Origin of the sequence: Parendozoicomonas haliclonae (assembly GCF_900174585.1) — a bacterium.
GTDB lineage: Bacteria > Pseudomonadota > Gammaproteobacteria > Pseudomonadales > Endozoicomonadaceae > Sansalvadorimonas > Sansalvadorimonas haliclonae.
Genome location: NZ_FWPT01000002.1, coordinates 22,388 through 41,399, shown reverse-complemented (window position 1 = coordinate 41,399; position 19,012 = coordinate 22,388). Strand labels below are relative to the sequence as shown.

The following is a 19,012-nucleotide window of genomic DNA, read 5'->3' as shown; positions in this document are numbered from 1 at the left end:
CAGTGTCCGCAGACAGGCGGGCATATACAGGCGAAATATATAAGCCTACGGATATTCAATGGATAAACTGATCATTACTGGCGGAAATCGTCTGGACGGTGAGATTCGTATCTCCGGTGCCAAGAACTCTGCCCTGCCTATTCTTGCTGCAACCCTTCTGGCTGATGAGCCGGTAACCGTCTGCAATCTGCCTCACCTTCACGATATCACCACCATGATCGAGCTGTTCGGCTGCATGGGCGTGGAGCTGATGATTGATGAGAAGATGAATGTTGAGGTGCACGCCAGCACCATCAAGAGCCTCACTGCACCGTATGAACTGGTAAAGACCATGCGTGCTTCCATTCTGGTGTTGGGCCCTATTCTTGCCCGTCACGGTTATGCGGAAGTGGCTCTGCCTGGTGGTTGCGGTATCGGCAGTCGTCCGGTTGATCTGCACCTGCGTGGCCTGGAGGCTATGGGTGCAGAAGTCGTGGTTGAAGATGGTTACATCAAGGCCAAGGCTGACCGTCTGAAAGGCGCGCGTATCTTCTTCGATACCGTCACTGTAACCGGTACTGAAAACCTGCTGATGGCAGCTGCGCTGGCTGATGGCGAAACCATTCTTGAGAACGCAGCCCGTGAACCGGAAGTTGTTGATCTGGCTGAATGTCTGATCCGTATGGGGGCAGAGATTGAAGGTCACGGTACCGACACTATCCGTGTTCAGGGCAAGAAGAGTCTGCACGGCTGTGTGTACTCGGTACTGCCTGACCGTATTGAAACCAGCACTTATCTGATTGCTGCAGCTGCTACCCGTGGCCGTATCAAGGTTAAGGATACCGATCCAACTATCCTGGATCCGGTTCTGGTCAAACTGCGTGAAGCCGGTGCGGTTATCACTGTTGGTGAAGACTGGATCGAGCTGGATATGGAAGGCCGTCGTCCAAAGGCTATCAGCCTCAAGACTGCCCCTTATCCGGGTATGGCCACTGACGTGCAGGCGCAGTTTACGGCGCTGAACGCTGTGGCTGAAGGTACCGGTACCATCACCGAAACCATCTTTGAAAACCGCTTTATGCATGTGCTGGAGATGAAGCGCATGGGGGCGGATATGGATATCGAAGGCAACACGGCTATCTGCCGTGGCGTTGAAGGCCTGAAGTCTGCACCGGTTATGGCAACCGATCTGCGTGCTTCTGCGAGTCTGGTTATTGCCGGTCTGGTCGCCGAGGGCGATACCGTTGTTGACCGCATTTACCATATCGACCGTGGTTACGAATGTATTGAAGAGAAGCTGCAGCAGCTGGGCGCGAAGATTCGTCGCGTACCGAACTGATAAACGCTGACTGACCAACTACTGGTTCCGTATAACTGCGGAGCCAGTGGTAAAATAATAAAAATTAGCGCTGAAACCTTTGGGGAGCGCTTACTTGTCGCGCTCTGAAACGATTTTATAACTCTAATTCAGCGACAGAGATAACAATGACTGCACAAGCACAACCCGCCTCACAACCTGCGTCACTGACGATAGCCCTGTCGAAGGGACGTATCCTTGATGAAACCCGGCCACTGCTGGAAAAAGCCGGTATTGTGCCTGCCGAAGACGTCAAGAAAACCCGTAAGCTGATTATCCCGACCAACCTTGAGCATGTGCGCCTGCTGATTGTGCGTGCCAGCGATGTGCCGACCTATGTTGAACATGGCGCTGCCGATCTGGGTGTGGTGGGTAAAGATGTGTTGATGGAGCATAACGCCCAGAATCAGTCTCAGGAACTTTACGAGCCACTGGACCTTCAAATCTCCAAGTGTCGGCTGATGACGGCTGCCAAGGTGGATTACAAGGATGTGCCGGGTCAGCGGGTGCGGGTAGCGACCAAGTTTGTGAATGTGGCCAAGCAGTATTACGCCAGCAAAGGGCGGCAGGTGGATATCATCAAACTTTATGGTTCCATGGAGCTCGCGCCGCTGATTGATCTGGCCGACCAGATTGTGGATATTGTTGATACGGGTAATACCCTGCGTGCCAATGGCCTCGAACCACGTGAACATATTGCCGATATCAGCTCGCGTCTGATCGTGAACCGTGCCGCCATGAAGGTGAAGCACGAAATGATCGGGCGGGTTATTGAGCAGATGCGTCAGGCTGTGGAAGACGCAAACCAGAATTTCTGATATTTAAAGAATCATAAACAGTTAAAGCCAAAGGCATTCCCGTGTGCCACCTGCGGTTCCTGTGTGGGAGGGATTATGAGCGAAGCACGTATACAGCCAGTCCGTTTGGAGTATGGCTCTCAGGATTTTACCCGTCAGCTGGATGAGTTGCTGGCCTGGGAATCTGTATCTGATACCCATGTTCATAACACGGTAACCGAGATCGTCCATAAGGTGCGCAGTCATGGCGATGCCGCTCTGGTGGAATATACCCGCCAGTTTGATCGCAGCTCCGCCTCGGATATGAATGCACTGACGCTGCATCGTGAACGTCTGCAGCAGGCGCTTGAAGAGCTTCCTCAGGAACAGAGAGCAGCGCTGGAAGTTGCCGCCAAACGTATCCGTGATTATCACGAGAAGCAGCTGCAGAGTGATTGGAGTTTCACCGAAGCCGATGGAACTCGGCTTGGGCAGCGGGTTACGCCTCTGGATCGTGTCGGGCTTTATGTGCCAGGTGGACAGGCAGCCTATCCCTCATCAGTACTGATGAACGCAATTCCCGCCAGTGTTGCTGGTGTTCAGGAAGTGGTGATGGTTGTGCCGACCCCCGGTGGTGAGGTGAATGAGCTGGTGCTGGCGGCCGCCGCTCTGGCAGGTGTCGATAAGGTTTTCACTATTGGTGGCGCTCAGGCTGTAGCGGCGTTGGCTTACGGTACCGAAACTGTTCCGGCGGTGGATAAGATTGTTGGCCCGGGCAATATCTATGTCGCAACCGCCAAGCGTATGGTCTTCGGTCAGGTGGGTATTGATATGATTGCCGGTCCTTCCGAGATCCTGGTAATCAGTGATGGCAAGACCGACCCGGACTGGGTAGCCATGGATCTGTTCTCCCAAGCTGAACATGATGAAGATGCTCAGGCTATTCTGATCTCACCGGATAAAGCCTTTCTGGATCAGGTTCAGAACAGTATGAATAAACTACTGCCAACGCTGGAACGTGCCGGAATTATTGAGCAGTCCATGAATGAGCGCGGCGCTTTTATTCATGTACCCGGTTTTGAACAGGCTGCTGAAGTTTGCAACCGCATTGCACCGGAACATCTGGAATTATCTGTTGAGGACCCGGATGCATTGCTGCCTTTGATTCGCCACGCGGGTGCCATCTTTATGGGGCGCTATACGGCGGAAGCGCTGGGCGATTACTGCGCCGGTCCTAACCATGTATTGCCAACTTCTGGTACGGCAAGGTTCTCATCGCCACTGGGTGTGTATGACTTCCAGAAGCGTACGTCGTTGATTCACTTCTCTGCGGAAGGCGCATCGGAAGCTGGCAAAGTCGCCTCCGTGCTGGCGCGAGGTGAGGGGTTAACAGCCCATGCCCGCTCGGCAGAGTATCGAATCAAGTCCTGAACTGTTGTATGAAGCCCTCACCATGAGGGCTTTTTGTTGCCCGTTAGATGACGAATAAAAACAATGATAAAGAAACAGATAATTGCTCTGGGCGGCGGTGGATTCTCAATGGAACAGTCGCCCTTGCTTGATGACTATATCCTTAACCAGTCTGTGGATAATCCCAAGGTCTGTTTTCTGGGAACAGCCTCCGGTGACAATGAAGCCTATATCGCACGGTTTTATCGGCGCTTCAGTCAGGCCGGTTGTCAGCCTACTCATCAGGAACTGTTTCGCCGTGATGGGCGAGATCTCGAAACATTCCTGTTGTCGCAAAATATTATCTATGTAGGTGGTGGCAATACAGCCAATATGCTGGCGATCTGGCAGCTGCACCGTGTAGATAAGATTCTGAGAAAGGCTTATGAAGCCGGTGTCGTACTGTGTGGCCTGAGTGCTGGCTCTATCTGCTGGTTTGAAGCGGGTGTAACGGATTCTTTTGGTGGTGATCTGGCGGCTTATCCCTGTTTGGGATTGCTGAAAGGCAGCCACTGTCCGCACTACGATGGCGAGTCTGAGCGCCGGCCGGCCTATCATCGTCTTATTCAAAATGGCGCTATGGTTGGAGGTGTTGCTGCGGATGATGGTGCAGCGCTGCATTATATTAATGGGGAGCTACACCAGATTGTTGCTTCACGAGGCGGTGCAGGAGCCTATCGGGTAGGCGTCAGTGGCCAAGAGGTGATTGAAGTACCATTGGAGGTCGAACGGCTGAATTAATTACGCACCGCATCTGGTGGACGTTCGCCGACTTCTGTCGCAAAAGCCTGCTCCTTGCCATCACGCAATACGACAACGTTAACCTTGGAGCCGGGTTTCAGCTTGGCAACATTGTTCATCACCCGTCGTGCATCATGGGTCACCATATCGTTAATGCGCAGGATGATATCGCCACGCTGCAGTCCGGCAACCTGCGCCGGGCCACTTTCCGAAACACCGGAAATCAGGATGCCGCTGCCCAATGGCAGGTTAAAGGCTTCTGCCAGCTCAGCACTCAGGGCGGTCGATTCAATCCCCAGCCAGCCGCGTATTACATGACCATTGTTGATGATGGACGTCATCACAAACTTGGCGAGGTTGGAGGGAATGGCAAAGCCCAGACCTTCACTGCCGCCATCGCTGGAGATCAGCGCGGTTGAGATACCAACCAGCTCACCTTTGGTATTCACAAGTGCGCCGCCGGAGTTACCAATATTGATGGCAGCATCGGTCTGGATAAACCCTTCATAGGTGCTTAGCCGCAGGTCGCGGCGGGTGGCGCTGATAATCCCCTGAGAAACTGTCTGACCAAGACCGAAGGGATTACCGATGGCGAGAACGATATCGCCGATCTTAATGGTCTTGGAATCTGCCCAGTTGGCACTTGGAAGATCAGTCATTTCAATCTTCAGCACGGCCAGATCAGTTTCGGTATCGGTCCCAATTACTGTGGCACGGGTTTCCCGCTGATCAGCCAAGGCCACGATAATATCGTCAGCGCCATTGATAACGTGGTTGTTGGTCAGGATATAACCGGCCGGACTGACAATAACACCGGAACCCAGGCTGGATTGCACCTGCTGGCGGCGAGGAATACGGCTGTTGCTGAACGGGTCTTGGGCGGCAATCAGAGTGTTATCCCGTGAGCCCGTGCGACGAATGGCTCGACGTGTATAAATACTGACAACAGACGGAGCGGCGTTGACGACTGCGGAATTAAATGAATAGGGAGGCGTCTGGGATATGCTGTCAGCCGTGAAGGGCTGGGGTTCTGGTGCAGGTTCACTGATGCCCGGAATGTACAGGTCGTTTTGCAAAATCAGCAAAGCAACGAGCAGCCCGCATATGGCAGGCCAGCCGAACCAGCTGAGCGTATTAAGAAACTTTTTCATCGGGCGTTTGGTATCCGGCTTCCCTTTTCTCTGTCGCGTTATCCTGAACGGTAGGAAGCGACATGTCCTGACGGTATAGCTATTATAGAAAAGTTAGCGACCGCGACACCAGCCCACAGTCTACTTACATTCCTGTTTTGAGAAAGGATGCCACCCCATGAAGCTAAAAGACCTGGTCAAGGTTCTGAATGATGAGCTGCAACCGGAGCAGTTCAAAGACTATTGTCCGAATGGTCTGCAGGTGGAAGGGAAGCCCGAAGTCTTCAAGCTGGCGACTGGGGTGACGGCCTGCGAAGAACTGATAGAGCAGGCCATAGCCTGGGGCGCAGATGCGATTCTGGTTCATCACGGTTTTTTCTGGAAAAACGAACGCGATGAAATCGTCGGTATGAAAAAACGACGTCTGCAAAAGCTGCTGACTCACGATATCAGTCTTCTCGGCTACCACCTGCCTCTCGATGCCCACGAAACTATGGGCAACAATGCAACACTGGCTGCCTTGCTGGATATAACAACCACCGGTCCACTGGATCCTGCGGAGAAGCGCCCAGTTGGCAATATTGGCGAGATAACAGCCAGTCTGTCTCTGGAGCAGTTTGCTGAACATATTGAGAAGAAGCTGAACCGCAAGCCTCTGGTGATTTCCGGAGGTGATCATCCGGTTAAAAGTGTTGCCTGGTGTACCGGTGGGGCACAGGGTTTTATTTCTCTGGCAGTGAATGCTGGTGTGGATGTGTACATCAGTGGTGAGATTTCTGAATCCACTGTGCATACCGCACGGGAAGAAGGCGTGCATTATATTTCCGCTGGGCATCATGCCACTGAGAAAGGTGGGGTTCAGGCTTTTGGAGAGTGGCTGCAGAAACAGCACGGTATAGAACATCGGTTCTTTGATATTCCCAACCCAGTCTAATTAACCAATAGATCAGTCTTGCTGACAGGATGGAACCAAGCTCCTCAGGACAGCTCTGAATACACAATCCCCGTGTGTTTAACTGTTTGAGGAATTCAGCATGCTGCGCTGCCTGTTAAGCGTCCCGTTTTTGAAGGGGGTGCTATCAATGCCCGAACCGGTTGATTCCCGCAGGTTGCGCGCAGCCTCTTCACGACCACGCTCTGAGACTGCAAGGCACGATCAGACTGACAGTCGTCGCGGTTTGAACGACTATGACGTTTGCGCCTTGTCTGATGATTTTGATACTTCCTCTCCGAATGTGTCCCGTGGCTTCCCACATACGTTGAACACCCGAAACTGGCACAGTGTGAAAAGCACACGTCGCAGTCCAATAGGGCAGCTGTACTTCTATCGCCCTGGCGAGTACTTCGAGCTGACCAATACCCGGCGCTGCCCGATCTCTGTTGATCATGAGAGATTTCAGTCGGTAGAGCACTATTACCAGTGCATGAAGCTGGGTGGACCTTATGCCCGGCTGGGCAAAGCTCTGGCCGGTACCAATCCGACCGTTGGCAATAGTTCGGATACCGCAGATGCTGCTCGCTATGGTCGCAGGCATCAAACTCAAAAGCCGAGAGACTGGAAGCATCAATGTAATGGCTATATGCGCAAAGGGCTTGCTGCCAAGTTTGATCTCTATACCAACCCTGAACTCTCCCTGCGGCTGCTGTTTACTGCGGCGGATAGAAGTTCACTGATACTGGTAGAAGCTTCTCCGACAGATGCTTTTTGGGGGCAGGGCGCCAATGGGCATGGCGAGAATAAATTGGGCTTGATGTTGATGGAGCGCCGTGAGGCTCTTTACGAGGAATGGATGCAGCTCTCACCGACAGAGAAGCAAAGCTTCTGGGGTGCTTACCGCACGGTGTATTCCGATCAGCCGCTGAGCTATAGAAAAATGGAGAGCAAGCTGATTGAGTTCTATGGGCCTGCTCATGGCAATTCTGAAGACAGTTCGTCCGAGGATGAGACTGTTCTTCCTGCCACCAAAAAACGCCGGGTTCTCAAACCGGGTGGGCGCTCTGCAGCGGAAGCGTCCACAAGTTATGCAACTACATCGACTCCGCTGGTCACCCGCAAGCGCAGACGTATGGTCTGAGTTCTCCCCCGTCATCCTGATCCCGTTGTCATATCCTTAGTACAAATGATTCTAAATATGGTTAGGCATATTCCTTAGAATTATTGATAGAATTTTGCTTCCCGTAATCATCGAATAAACGAAATAAATCTGTACGGGCCAGAATGACGACAACGGGGTTACCCCATGAGCTTGGAAAACGATCCGGTAAATCACGCAAACGGTCTGTCAGAGTACAGGCTGAATCATCTCAGGCAGCTTGAGGCTGAGAGTATCCATATTATCCGCGAAGTGGCGGCCGAATTTGATAATCCGGTGATGCTTTACTCCATCGGTAAAGACTCTTCGGTGATGCTGCACCTTGCCCGCAAAGCTTTCTTTCCGGGACGTTTGCCGTTCCCGCTGCTGCATATTGATTCCCACTGGAAGTTCCAGGAGATGATCCGCTTCCGGGATGAGCAGGCCCGCAAGTTTGATCTGGATCTGATTGTTCATAAAAACCTGGAAGGGGTGGAAATGGGTGTAGGTCCTTTCACCCACGGCAGTTCCCGTCATACCGACATTATGAAAACCCAGGCCTTGCGTCAGGCTCTGGATAAGTACGGTTTTGATGCCGCCTTTGGTGGTGCCCGTCGGGATGAAGAAAAGTCCCGGGCAAAAGAGCGGGTGTATTCCTTCCGTGATCGCAATCATCGCTGGGATCCCAAGAACCAGAGGCCCGAGCTGTGGAACGTTTATAACGGCAAGCACGAGAAGGGTGAAAGCATCCGGGTATTCCCGCTCTCCAACTGGACCGAACTGGATATCTGGCAGTACATCTGGCTGGAAAATATCGAGATTGTTCCATTGTATTTGTCGGAGAAGCGTCCGATTGTTGAGCGGGATGGGCTGCAGATTATGGTCGACGATGACCGTATGCCTCTTGGCGAGAATGAAGTGCCGGAGATGAAATCGGTACGTTTCCGGACACTGGGCTGCTATCCGCTGACCGGAGCTGTGGAATCCGAAGCGACAACATTGCCGGAAATTATCCAGGAGATGTTGCTGACCACCACATCGGAGCGACAGGGGCGGGCTATTGACCATGACTCGTCGGGTTCCATGGAGAAGAAAAAGCAGGAGGGGTATTTCTGATGAGCCACCAATCAGAGTTAATTGAGTCAGATATCATTGCCTACCTGAAGCAGCATGAAGATAAAGAACTGCTGCGTTTTCTGACCTGCGGCAGTGTAGACGACGGCAAAAGCACATTGATCGGTCGTCTGCTGCACGACAGTAAAATGATTTTTGAAGATCAGCTGGCGGCGATAGAAAACGACAGTAAGAAGGTCGGCACTCAGGGCGAAAAGATCGATCTGGCTTTGCTGGTGGATGGTCTGCAGGCTGAGCGTGAGCAAGGTATTACTATTGATGTCGCTTACCGCTACTTCTCCACAGACAAACGCAAATTTATTATTGCCGATACGCCGGGGCATGAGCAGTACACCCGCAATATGGCTACAGGTGCTTCAACCTGTGATCTGGCGGTGATCCTGATTGATGCTCGTTATGGTGTGCAGACCCAGACCCGCCGGCACTCCTTTATTGCCAGCCTGCTGGGTATCAAACATATTGTTGTCGCGGTAAACAAAATGGATCTGGTGGAATACAGTCAGCAGACCTTTGAAAGCATCCGTAACGACTACCTCGACTTTGCCGAGCCGCTGGTCTCAAAAGGCAATATGGGCGATATCCGCTTTGTGCCGATCTCGGCTCTGGATGGGGATAACGTTGTTAATGCCAGTAACAATATGGGCTGGTATGACGGCCAGACCCTGATGCAGGTATTGGAAACGGTTGAGTTGGGCACAGGCCGGGATTTTGAGAACTTCCGCTTCCCGGTTCAGTACGTGAATCGTCCGAACCTGAACTTCCGTGGCTTTTCCGGCACGGTCGCTTCCGGTGTTGTAAAGGTTGGAGAAACCCTGACTGCGTTGCCTTCCGGTAAAAGCAGCAAAGTTAAAGAGATTGTGACCTTTGATGGCAATCTGCCACAAGCCTTTGCCGGACAGGCCGTCACTCTGACTCTGGAAGATGAAATTGATATCAGCCGTGGTGATATGTTGCTGCACGCCAGCAATGACTCCGGCTATCAGCCAGCGCAGGGTAAAGACTTTGAAGCCATGCTGGTGTGGATGGCAGAAAAAGGGCTGCAGCCAGGCCGTATGTACGATATCAAGATGGGCAGCTTTGCCGCCTCGGCACAGGTGAAAGCGGTACTGCATCAGGTCAATGTGAATACCCTGGTACAGCAGGAGTCGGAATCACTGGCCTTGAATGAGATCGGCCTGTGTCAGCTGTCACTCTCCAAGGAAGCGGTGTTTGACGCTTACCCGGTTAACCGCACCACCGGCTCTTTTATTCTGGTGGATCGCCTGACCAACGCGACTGTCGCTGCCGGTATGATTCAAGGTGCTGTCGAGCAGGAAGCATTCCGTCCGGTTCGTGCCAGTGAGCGGGCTGCGCGTCTGGGGCAACGGTCCTCTGTTGTGGAAATCAGTGGAGTCTCGCCAGAGCAGCTCAGTCAGATTGAGCGGGAGCTGTTTGATCGGGGTCTGCTGCCGGTTATTCTTCCTGAGCCGGATCAAAAGGCTGAAGAGCTGCTGGTTGGCAGCGGCCTGATTGTGCTGACGGCCCAGTCTGGCAGCAGTGAGGCTCTTAAGGTCTCGGCATCTCAGCATGAATTAGTAGAAGAGCTTATCAGCCAACTGGGCTGAATTTGAAACTCTTACCGGGGCTGCTTTAGCAGCCCCTTTTCATTTGGAGCCTACCCTCGCTGCTTCATGCCTGGAGCGGATATTTCAACCCATGACTGTTTTGTTGTTATTTGGTTAAAACCTGCTCAGATATTGTCGCAACACCCTAGTAAAACAAGTAACATCCGCACAGTTTTTTTTATGCTTCTGTGAGAACATGCGCGGCATAGCGAATGCCCGTTGTGTCCTAAGGCCACAAGCCATAGGCAGGGGCTACATTTACTGTCATCACAAGTTGGAACCTATCCGGAGCCCAGATGAAAGCTGCATTCTACGAACAGCTGCAAACCCAGCTGAATGAGCTGAAAGAGCAGGGTCTGTACAAGGACGAGCGCGTTATCACTTCCCAGCAGTCTTCTGATATCACCGTAGCCGGTGGTCAGCATGTACTGAACTTCTGTGCCAACAACTACCTGGGCCTGGCCAATGCGCCAGAGCTGATCAAGGCAGGCCAGGAAGCGCTGGACAAGTACGGTTATGGTCTGGCCTCCGTACGTTTTATCTGCGGCACCCAGGATGTACACAAGGAACTGGAAAAGCGTATGTCCGAGTTTCTGGGCATGGAAGACACCATCCTGTACTCCTCCTGCTTTGATGCCAACGCCGGTCTGTTTGAAACCATTCTTGGCCCTGAAGATGCCATTATCTCCGATGCCCTGAACCATGCGTCCATTATTGATGGCGTGCGTCTGTGCAAAGCCAAGCGTTTCCGTTATGAAAATAACGATATGGCCTCTCTGGAAGAGCAGCTGAAAGCCGCTGACGAAGCCGGTGCCCGTCACAAGCTGATCGCCACCGACGGTGTGTTCTCCATGGATGGCATCATTGCCAATCTGCAGGGCATCTGTGATCTTGCTGACAAGTACAACGCGCTGGTGATGGTTGATGACTCCCACGCTGTTGGCTTTGTCGGCGACAAGGGTCGTGGTACTCACGAGTACTGTGATGTGATGAGCCGTGTAGATATCATCACCGGTACTCTGGGCAAGGCCATGGGTGGTGCGTCCGGCGGTTACACCGCAGGTAAGAAGGAAGTGATCGACTGGCTGCGTAACCGCTCCCGTCCATACCTGTTCTCCAACACCCTGTCGCCAACCATGGCTTATGCCACCCTGACCGTGCTGGATATGCTGGCAGAAGGCGATGCCCTGCGCGCCAAGCTGCGTGAGAACGCGGCGCATTTCCGTGCAGAGATGGAAAAGCATGGCTTCACTCTGGCTGGCAAAGACCATCCGATCATTCCGGTGATGCTGGGCGACGCGGCACTGGCCAAAGAATTTGCCGACCGTATGCTGAAAGAAGGCATCTACGTGATCGCGTTCAGCTTCCCTGTGGTACCAAACGGCAAGGCCCGTATCCGTACCCAGATGTCTGCAGCCCATTCCATTGAGCAGATTGACCGAGCTGTTGCCGCCTTCGCCAAGGTTGGCCGCGAGATGGGCATTATTGCCTGAGCTGGACTTTAACAAGCCAAGACGCTGTTATGGCCGGCGATGAACTTTCTCCGGCCATAACCGATCAAAGTCCTATTACTTATTTTTAAACTCTTTTCCTGCCCCGCAGGCAGAGAGCTGGAGCGACAAGCCATGGCGACCATGAGAACGCTGGCCAAGACCAAAGCCGAAAAAGGCATCTGGATGGATGAGCAGGAGATCCCGACTCCTGGCCATAACGATGTGCTGATCAAGATCCACAAGACTGCGATCTGTGGCACAGATATCCATATCTACAACTGGGATGAGTGGTCCCAGAAGACTATCCCGCTGGGCATGACTGTCGGTCACGAATTTGCGGGTGAAATCGTAGCGCTTGGCCAGGAAGTTCAGGGCCTGAAAATCGGTGACCGTGTGTCCGGTGAAGGCCACGTTGTTTGCGGCCACTGCCGTAACTGCCGCGCCGGTCGTCGTCACCTGTGCCGTAACACCCTGGGTGTGGGCGTAAACCGTCCTGGCTGCTTCGCAGAGTATCTGTGCATTCCAGCTGCCAACGTATTCCCGCTGCCACACGATATCAGCGATGATATGGCGGCCATCTTCGACCCATACGGCAACGCTGTTCACACGGCTCTGCAGTGGGATATGGTGGGTGAAGACGTTCTGGTAACCGGTGCCGGCCCTATCGGCATCATGGCTGCGGCTGTTGCGCGTCACGCTGGCGCTCGCCACGTTGTGATTACCGATGTGAATGAATACCGTCTGGATCTGGCTCGTCAGATGGGCGTAACCCGTGCGGTTAACGTGACTGAGCAGAAGCTGGAAGATGTGATGGCTGAGCTGGGTATGACCGAAGGCTTTGACGTAGGTCTGGAAATGTCCGGCAACGGCATGGCCTTCTCCCAGATGCTGAAGCTGATGAACCACGGCGGCAAGGTATCCATCCTGGGTATTCCATCTGCGGATACCACCATTGACTGGAACCAGGTGATCTTCAAGATGCTGACTCTGAAAGGCATCTACGGTCGTGAAATGTTCGAGACCTGGTACAAGATGGGCAGCATGCTGCAGTCCGGCCTGAACCTGGAGCCGATCATTACCCATCGCTTCCCGGTTGACCAGTTTGAAGAAGCTTTTGAAATTATGGCCAGCGGCCGTTCTGGCAAAATCGTTCTCGACTGGACGGTTTAAGCTCTTCAGGCAGCGAAAGGTCTTAGACCTTTCGCTGCTCTATGCTCTGCTTCTCCTCTTTTCCCTGCCTATCTGAATATCCTCTGCTACTTTTTGACCCGTGGACAAGTTGATCCGAACGGGGGAGAGGATTCTGTCTACCGTAAAATGGCAAGCCCGTAAGCAGTGGGTGACGGGTGCAGTACGTCTGTTAATGACACTTTTAGTCTGTATTGCTTTGCCTGTGTCAGGAATGATGTTACGGGGTGGTCAGAGTGGCTCTGATTCTGATAGTGATTCTCCAGCTCCACAGCGTAAAGCCTCCCAAACCGGCTCTTCCTCTCTTCCAAATACCCCATTAGATACTCCGTCGGATGAAACGGAGGTAGCGAGTCTTGGCACTGATACGACGGCGAGTGACATGACTATGCCGATCGTACAGCCACTCGCTTCAGAGCTATTGCTTCCACCACCGCCGCAATCAGGGGAAGACTCGGGCATTCATTCACCTACGCCGGATGACGAAGGCAGATTGAGGGCATCGATTCTTGAGGAACTTGAGAAGCTTTCACTCGAACCGTCTCAGTTGTCATCCGGCAGCCATTCGTCTCTGGATGATGACGACAGCACCCGACCACAAACGCCGGATAGTATGGAACTCGAGGATCTGGTTCTTGAGGAAGGCGAGGAGCCAGGAATTAAGCGAGGCGACCGGATGAGGACGACTTACCGAAGCCGTCCCGCTGTTATCTCAGGCAAGTGGGGGAAGCAGGGCAAGCACCGCAAACCTTTATCTCATACTGAAAGTTTGTTGCCATCCCATCGTCGTGTGTCTCGGGTCGCCAATATTCAGCGCTGGCATACTGTGTCCGGCAGTCCGATCCTGCATACCGAACGAAAGCAGATAACGTTCAGACCTCTCAGTGAGTATCACCAGCAACTGGTTGATAGTGCTGAAACCATTGCCATTGAACATGATGAAACACTGAAAGCAGTCATGCAGCTGATGCGCTCTGAGGGGAGCAAAAACGATCTTCGGTTCTGGGAGCAAGTGGTATGGAAACTTATGATGTGGCTGGTCAGTCAGAGCTGGGCTGGTGAATCATCTCTGCCGGAACAGGTAATCGTTCTACCGTACACCCGATTGCAGAACTATCAATCTGTTGAGGATAAGCTGGAAATTACTGTTCCGGTTGTCGGTAAGCCACCTCCCTTTCGTGAGTTTTTACAGCGTTTAGTAGCTGCGCAAAAAACTCTGTCTGAGACACTGTTATTACCATTAGAGTCTCCGTGGTATTCCCCTTTCGATCGTTTGATGAAACTGCTGGAATCGAGTGTGGCCGGTGTTGTGGGACAAAGTGCCGGGTCTAGCCATGAAGTTGATGAAGGTGATCCCGCGCTGGTGGTTTCCAGTACCGTTCGGGTGATCCGAAGCATGGTAACCGCCTGCAGTGGCTTTTATGAAGAGCAAAACCGGAGTCTGGGAAAGGATAACCGGCGGCGCGCACTAAAGGGGATGGCTACGGGTCTTGAAGTGGTCACCAGCCTTGCTCGAACCTCTGAGCAATTAAGTCTGGTTATGGCGGTATTAGGTTCTTTGGGACGGATTGCCGATGATCGTACAGGTGCAGTGGACTATCCGGTGATTGGTTCTCTGGGCTTGTTGAGTAAAAGCTTCCGGCTGCTTCTGGATATGGGAGAAAGGCCTACTCAGCAGGCGGAAAGTGTTGGCTCCATCAAAGGCAAGCTGGTGGTTCAGACTCAGCTTGGGGAAACCGGCCTGAAGCAGATACTGGACTATATCCTGCTGCTGGCAAATGGGCGTATGCAGGGATTGGTGCCAATTGATAAAGCCTGGATTGATGATGAGGTTTTCAGCAGCTGTCAGAAGTTGAAACGTCACAGTATGTCGATGAAAGACTTGGGCGAGCGGGATATGTTCTTTACTGCTGAGCTGTTTAATCTTAGCTGTCTTCCCAAGGGTATTGAATTGAGTCAGGCGGTTCCCGAACTGCAGCAGCTGAATAGATCTCTTTATAAGCTGTCCTTTTCGCCACTCGGTGAGATACCGGAAACCTTCTACATGCTGCGAACCATGTATGCACTGCTGTCCTGGTATACCGATTATCGTGAAGCCAAGGCTGTTACCAGCCCATCCAGGTCTGTACGCAATGAAGTACGGCTCAAAGATGACCTTAAGGTGCGGGAGCAGTTATCAGTTGTGATTAGCGCACTGGCAGGCATGGCAGATAGCCTTGTGCATGGGACTTATGTCAGGCAGACATTACCGGATATTGGTCCGCTGCAGAAAGCAGTCACTGAACATTTCGGGAGCAATAGCGTGAAGGGATTAAACGAGGTTGGTCAGCTACTACTGAATCTGAATCACCACTATTCCAGTGGCGTAACAGCTTCAGGGAAATAGTTGCGAGAATATCAAAGCAGCTTTGGAAGCTGCTCTGAACTATCGAAGTCTGTACTTGGAATTGACTTGGACTTCACTTTGAAATGTAGCGAAGGAACTCTTCTCGGGTTGGCAGGCTGTCGCGGAAGTCGCCGCGCATAACCGAGGTGGTCATGGAGGAGTTTTGCTTTTCCACGCCACGCATCATCATGCACATATGCTTGGCTTCAATGACAACGGCTACACCACGGGCACCGGTCACTTCTTCAATCGCCTTGGCGATTTCCAGGGTCATGTTTTCCTGAATCTGCAGGCGACGGGCAAACATATCGACAATGCGGGCAAATTTGGACAGGCCCAGTACCTTGCCATTTGGCAGATAAGCCACATGCGCCTTGCCGATAAATGGCAGCAGGTGGTGTTCGCACAGGGAATAGAGTTCGATATCCCGTACCACAACCATTTCGTCGTTGTCGGATTCAAATACGGCGCCATTGACGATATCACCAAGGTCCTGCTGATAACCGCGGGTCAGGTAAGCCATGGCTTTGGCTGCACGCTTTGGCGTATCTTTCAGGCCATCACGCTGAGGATCTTCCCCCAATCCTTCAAGAATGGCTTTGTAGTGTTCGCTTATATCTGGGGTCATGCTGCTGTTCTGGCTCATGCTCGATCAGGATCGCTTTAAATTTTTAATTGTTCGCTATTTTAATGACATGCCGCCGTCAACGGAAAGGGTTGTGCCGGTGACATAGGAATTTTTCATTACGTAATCAATAGTTTGCCAGATCACGTCTTCGCCGGGTTCCAGCCCCATCGGCGGAACGGGCAGTGTACCTTCTTCTGCCATCACATGATCGCCCTCATTCATAATGATCAGATAGGGGGCAATGGCATTGACCTTGACCTTCGGGGCATACATTTTTGCAAAAGAGCGGGTCAGGCTTTCCAGCCCTGCCTTCGTGGCGGCGTAGGCGGCATGCTCAATACTGCCACGCAGGGCATTGTAATCGGTCATATGAATAATATCTGCTGTGCCCCGGCATTTTTGTAACAGCGGATAGAGGCTGCGGTTAATCAGCCAGGGTGCCTGCATATGGACCCGGAACAAGGTATCCAGTGGCTCTGAATCTTCAGGGTTCTCAGAGTCCGACAGCCAGCCGGAGGCATTATGGATAATTGCCCGCAGTGATGAGGTCGATTGTTCAATCTGCGCAATCAGTCCGGCAACTTCCTCTGGACTATCCATATTCACCGGCAGAACCAGAGCGCCCGCCTGTTCCAGCTCATCGATGCCTTTGGTCCGGTGGCGATAGGTTGCTATCACATGAAAGCCGGCTTCCAGGCATTTTTTTGCGTTATAAAGGCCAAGCCGGCGAGAGGCACCTGTGATAAGTATCGATTCCGAATGTGCTGGGGGCATGCTGCAACCGTTGTTGTAGGTATTTTTTTTGTATCTTATAACAATCGTGACACTTTATTCTCACCCGATCATTTCTTTAAAATAGGGTTTTTAGCCAGCAAGACTGAAGACGGATTAATTCCGAGCTAAGTCCTGCCTGTGAAGCGACATTCGGGGCCGTCGTGTCCCGTTATCTGGACTGACTTAATGCTTCTCTATTTTCTTGATCTTCTGGGTACCGGCGTGTTCGCAGCAACCGGTGCAATGGTCGCGGCTCGCCGGAATATGGATATCTTTGGTGCGCTGGTACTCGCCTTTGTGACGGCGGTTGGTGGCGGCACAATCCGTGATGCCATTCTGGGCAGTACACCGGTTTTCTGGATTACCGACACCCTGTACCTTCAGGTTGTCTGTCTGGCAACGGCTGTCACGCTGCTGGGTAAAGCCTGGTGGCACCGTACCCGCCATATGGTGCAGGTGCTGGATGCGCTGGGTCTCGGTGTGTTTACCGTGATCGGTGTGGAAAAGGCTTTGTCTTTGAATGCTGAACCGATGATCGCCGTGATTATGGGCATGCTCACCGGTGCCGGTGGTGGCGCTATTCGTGATGTGCTGGCCGGACGGGTACCGATGGTTCTGCGTCAGGAAATTTATGCGACTGCAGCCATTGCCGGTGGTGTTCTTTATACCGTAATGCACGACGGTGGCATGGATCGTTCTGTCGTCGTTGTAGCCTGCGCAACGCTGGTGTTTGTACTTCGTCTGCTGGCAATTTATTGCAACCTGTCTTTGCCGAAAGTCTCTGTCAGAACGCAATAACGCATCTTTACCGGCCCTTTCCCGGACCCCTGCTACACTTTTTGGCTCTGACTCTCTGTCATCATACGACAGGGAGCAAAGCCAAAAACGATTTAATGATAAGTGTCGCTCAGGAGTCCATCATGTCATCGTTTCACCCCCGCATTCTAAGCTCCCGTAAAACACTGGCCAGCGCCATAGCTTTGCTGGGGGGCGCATGTTCATTTTCCGGATTTTCCCAGGCTGCCGGTTTTGCTCTGAATGAGTCGTCGGCCTCTGCTGCCGGTACCGCGTTTGCTGGTAGAGTGGCGGCGCCGCAGGATGCTGCAGCTCTGGCTGCTAACCCTGCAGCCATTTCCTTTTTGAATGCTGAAACATGGACGGTGGGTGGAGCTCTGATTGCGCCGGTTGGCAGTCTTAAAAATACCAAAGCGACACCAATGCCTGTGCTTCCTCCTGCCGATGATGGCGAGCCGTTCGTTAGTCCGGTTTTTGTGCCCAGTGCTTATCTGGTCAAGCCACTTACTGAGCAGTGGGCACTGGGTTTTGGGGTGTATGTTCCTTTTGGTTTGGAAACCGATTACAACACCGACTTTGTTGGCCGTTATCTAGCGTTGAAATCCCATGTCCAGAATGTGAATTACCAGCCCACTCTGAGCTATAAGTTCTCTGATACTATGAGCTTCGGTATTGGATTTATTGCTTCACATATCGAGGGGACTTTATCCCAGATGAAAGCAACGCCAGCTGGTGGCGGGAACTATCTGGGCATTGATGTCGCAAAGTCCACAGTGAAGGGGAGTGCCTGGCAGGTGGCAGCCAAGATTGGTGCCCTGTGGGATGACGGGGTAACTAGCCTCGGCATCGCCTGGACATCTAACACCGATTTCAATATGAAGGGTACAGTAAAGCTGGAGCCGACTGCTGCAGGTGAAGCAGGGAAGATTGTACAGAGCAAAGCCGATGGTCATTTGAAATTAAAGACTCCGCAATCTGTCGAATTTGGTGGCAGTCATAAATTCTCAGATAGTTTCACGGTGATGGCTGGTGCTATGTGGACGGGTTGGAAAAGCTTTAAAGAAATCAAAATTGTTCTCGATGAAGATTTGAATGCTGGCGCGGTTTCTTACCCTTCAGGCTCTGTAATTAGTTATGTGCCAGAGAAGTGGAAGAATGTTTGGGCATTTTCTCTGGGTGGCCAGTATCAAATTTGCAAAGAGTGGTTGCTGCGAGCTGGCTATGCCTATGATGAATCACCTACCAGTGATAAATATCGGACAGCCAGAATTCCAGATGGGGATCGTAACTGGGTAACTGTTGGTGCCCGTTACCAACCAGCACAGGAGTGGGATCTTGATTTAGCCTATGGCTATATGATTCCGAAAACCAATAAGGTAAATGAGTCAACGCATACCTATGGGGAATCTAAAGGCGGTGAACCTACCTACTCTGGCAAATACAAAATGAGTGCACATATTGCGATGGCAGCTTTGAGCTATCGGTATTGATGCTATGAAGAGAGGA

16 protein-coding genes are annotated in these 19,012 nt (G+C 52.3%); 13 read left to right on the top strand and 3 right to left on the bottom strand.

Annotated elements, in window-relative coordinates:
- Positions 1-58 precede the first annotated feature (58 nt).
- From murA to EHSB41UT_RS03480, 4 genes are all read left to right on the top strand, one after another.
- On the top strand, positions 59-1,318 hold the full coding sequence (gene murA / locus EHSB41UT_RS03495) for a UDP-N-acetylglucosamine 1-carboxyvinyltransferase (protein ID WP_087106982.1): 1,260 nt from the start codon (positions 59-61) through the stop codon (positions 1,316-1,318).
- 146 nt (positions 1,319-1,464) lie between these two features.
- A complete protein-coding gene (gene hisG / locus EHSB41UT_RS03490) occupies positions 1,465-2,154 on the top strand; it encodes an ATP phosphoribosyltransferase (protein ID WP_087106979.1) in 690 nt (229 codons plus the stop codon).
- Between the two features lie 75 nt (positions 2,155-2,229).
- Entirely contained in the window at positions 2,230-3,543 is a 1,314-nt protein-coding gene (gene hisD / locus EHSB41UT_RS03485) for a histidinol dehydrogenase (RefSeq protein WP_087106977.1), read from the top strand.
- Positions 3,544-3,606: 63 nt separating this feature from the next.
- Positions 3,607-4,302, top strand: a complete 696-nt coding sequence (locus EHSB41UT_RS03480; RefSeq protein ID WP_087106975.1) for a Type 1 glutamine amidotransferase-like domain-containing protein — start codon at positions 3,607-3,609, stop codon at positions 4,300-4,302.
- Here the strand turns inward: EHSB41UT_RS03480 and EHSB41UT_RS03475 are convergent.
- Positions 4,299-5,453 carry a S1C family serine protease gene (locus EHSB41UT_RS03475; protein ID WP_087106973.1) on the bottom strand — a complete coding sequence of 385 codons (1,155 nt, stop codon included), beginning with the start codon at positions 5,451-5,453 and terminating at the stop codon, positions 4,299-4,301. The genes EHSB41UT_RS03480 and EHSB41UT_RS03475 overlap by 4 nt on opposite strands.
- A 157-nt stretch (positions 5,454-5,610) precedes the next feature.
- Between EHSB41UT_RS03475 and EHSB41UT_RS03470 the strand changes: the two genes are divergently transcribed.
- The 7 genes from EHSB41UT_RS03470 (at position 5,611) to EHSB41UT_RS03440 (ending at position 15,309) form a co-directional block, all read left to right on the top strand.
- Complete coding sequence (locus EHSB41UT_RS03470) at positions 5,611-6,366, top strand: Nif3-like dinuclear metal center hexameric protein (protein WP_087106971.1); 756 nt, start codon at positions 5,611-5,613, stop codon at positions 6,364-6,366.
- A 148-nt stretch (positions 6,367-6,514) separates the two neighbouring features.
- On the top strand, positions 6,515-7,507 hold the full coding sequence (locus EHSB41UT_RS03465; RefSeq protein WP_087106969.1) for an NADAR family protein: 993 nt from the start codon (positions 6,515-6,517) through the stop codon (positions 7,505-7,507).
- 165 nt (positions 7,508-7,672) lie between these two features.
- Positions 7,673-8,620, top strand: coding sequence for a sulfate adenylyltransferase subunit CysD (gene cysD / locus EHSB41UT_RS03460; protein WP_087106967.1), 948 nt, complete (start codon positions 7,673-7,675; stop codon positions 8,618-8,620).
- Positions 8,620-10,242 carry a sulfate adenylyltransferase subunit CysN gene (gene cysN, locus EHSB41UT_RS03455; RefSeq protein ID WP_087106965.1) on the top strand — a complete coding sequence of 541 codons (1,623 nt, stop codon included), beginning with the start codon at positions 8,620-8,622 and terminating at the stop codon, positions 10,240-10,242. Before cysD ends, cysN begins: the two co-directional genes overlap by 1 nt.
- Positions 10,243-10,538: 296 nt before the next feature.
- The gene (locus EHSB41UT_RS03450; RefSeq protein ID WP_087106963.1) at positions 10,539-11,735 is read left to right on the top strand and encodes a glycine C-acetyltransferase; all 1,197 of its coding nucleotides are present in this window, start codon (positions 10,539-10,541) and stop codon (positions 11,733-11,735) included.
- A gap of 141 nt (positions 11,736-11,876) precedes the next feature.
- On the top strand, positions 11,877-12,905 hold the full coding sequence (gene tdh, locus EHSB41UT_RS03445) for an L-threonine 3-dehydrogenase (protein WP_087107929.1): 1,029 nt from the start codon (positions 11,877-11,879) through the stop codon (positions 12,903-12,905).
- Between the two features lie 400 nt (positions 12,906-13,305).
- Positions 13,306-15,309, top strand: coding sequence for a hypothetical protein (locus EHSB41UT_RS03440; protein ID WP_133060375.1), 2,004 nt, complete (start codon positions 13,306-13,308; stop codon positions 15,307-15,309).
- A 73-nt stretch (positions 15,310-15,382) separates the two neighbouring features.
- Here the strand turns inward: EHSB41UT_RS03440 and folE are convergent, their stop codons facing one another.
- Both folE and folM read right to left on the bottom strand, forming a co-directional pair.
- Positions 15,383-15,937, bottom strand: a complete 555-nt coding sequence (folE, locus tag EHSB41UT_RS03435) for a GTP cyclohydrolase I FolE (protein ID WP_087107927.1) — start codon at positions 15,935-15,937, stop codon at positions 15,383-15,385.
- A 54-nt stretch (positions 15,938-15,991) separates the two neighbouring features.
- On the bottom strand, positions 15,992-16,711 hold the full coding sequence (gene folM, locus EHSB41UT_RS03430; RefSeq protein ID WP_087106959.1) for a dihydromonapterin reductase: 720 nt from the start codon (positions 16,709-16,711) through the stop codon (positions 15,992-15,994).
- Between the two features lie 186 nt (positions 16,712-16,897).
- Between folM and EHSB41UT_RS03425 the strand changes: the two genes are divergently transcribed.
- Together EHSB41UT_RS03425 and EHSB41UT_RS03420 are read left to right on the top strand one after the other, a co-directional pair.
- A complete protein-coding gene (locus tag EHSB41UT_RS03425; RefSeq protein WP_087106957.1) occupies positions 16,898-17,509 on the top strand; it encodes a trimeric intracellular cation channel family protein in 612 nt (203 codons plus the stop codon).
- Between the two features lie 122 nt (positions 17,510-17,631).
- Positions 17,632-18,996, top strand: coding sequence for an OmpP1/FadL family transporter (locus EHSB41UT_RS03420; protein WP_165767134.1), 1,365 nt, complete (start codon positions 17,632-17,634; stop codon positions 18,994-18,996).
- Positions 18,997-19,012: the final 16 nt, after the last annotated feature.

Excerpts from the sequence above, each read along its gene's own strand:
- murA (WP_087106982.1), top strand. The coding sequence starts at position 59 with ATGGATAAACTGATCATTACTGGCGGAAATCGTCTGGACGGTGAGATT.
- hisG (WP_087106979.1), top strand. The coding sequence starts at position 1,465 with ATGACTGCACAAGCACAACCCGCCTCACAACCTGCGTCACTGACGATA.
- hisD (WP_087106977.1), top strand. The coding sequence starts at position 2,230 with ATGAGCGAAGCACGTATACAGCCAGTCCGTTTGGAGTATGGCTCTCAG.
- EHSB41UT_RS03480 (WP_087106975.1), top strand. The coding sequence starts at position 3,607 with ATGATAAAGAAACAGATAATTGCTCTGGGCGGCGGTGGATTCTCAATG.
- EHSB41UT_RS03475 (WP_087106973.1), bottom strand. The coding sequence starts at position 5,453 with ATGAAAAAGTTTCTTAATACGCTCAGCTGGTTCGGCTGGCCTGCCATA.
- EHSB41UT_RS03470 (WP_087106971.1), top strand. The coding sequence starts at position 5,611 with ATGAAGCTAAAAGACCTGGTCAAGGTTCTGAATGATGAGCTGCAACCG.
- EHSB41UT_RS03465 (WP_087106969.1), top strand. The coding sequence starts at position 6,515 with ATGCCCGAACCGGTTGATTCCCGCAGGTTGCGCGCAGCCTCTTCACGA.
- cysD (WP_087106967.1), top strand. The coding sequence starts at position 7,673 with ATGAGCTTGGAAAACGATCCGGTAAATCACGCAAACGGTCTGTCAGAG.
- cysN (WP_087106965.1), top strand. The coding sequence starts at position 8,620 with ATGAGCCACCAATCAGAGTTAATTGAGTCAGATATCATTGCCTACCTG.
- EHSB41UT_RS03450 (WP_087106963.1), top strand. The coding sequence starts at position 10,539 with ATGAAAGCTGCATTCTACGAACAGCTGCAAACCCAGCTGAATGAGCTG.
- tdh (WP_087107929.1), top strand. The coding sequence starts at position 11,877 with ATGAGAACGCTGGCCAAGACCAAAGCCGAAAAAGGCATCTGGATGGAT.
- EHSB41UT_RS03440 (WP_133060375.1), top strand. The coding sequence starts at position 13,306 with ATGACTATGCCGATCGTACAGCCACTCGCTTCAGAGCTATTGCTTCCA.
- folE (WP_087107927.1), bottom strand. The coding sequence starts at position 15,937 with ATGACCCCAGATATAAGCGAACACTACAAAGCCATTCTTGAAGGATTG.
- folM (WP_087106959.1), bottom strand. The coding sequence starts at position 16,711 with ATGCCCCCAGCACATTCGGAATCGATACTTATCACAGGTGCCTCTCGC.
- EHSB41UT_RS03425 (WP_087106957.1), top strand. The coding sequence starts at position 16,898 with ATGCTTCTCTATTTTCTTGATCTTCTGGGTACCGGCGTGTTCGCAGCA.
- EHSB41UT_RS03420 (WP_165767134.1), top strand. The coding sequence starts at position 17,632 with ATGTCATCGTTTCACCCCCGCATTCTAAGCTCCCGTAAAACACTGGCC.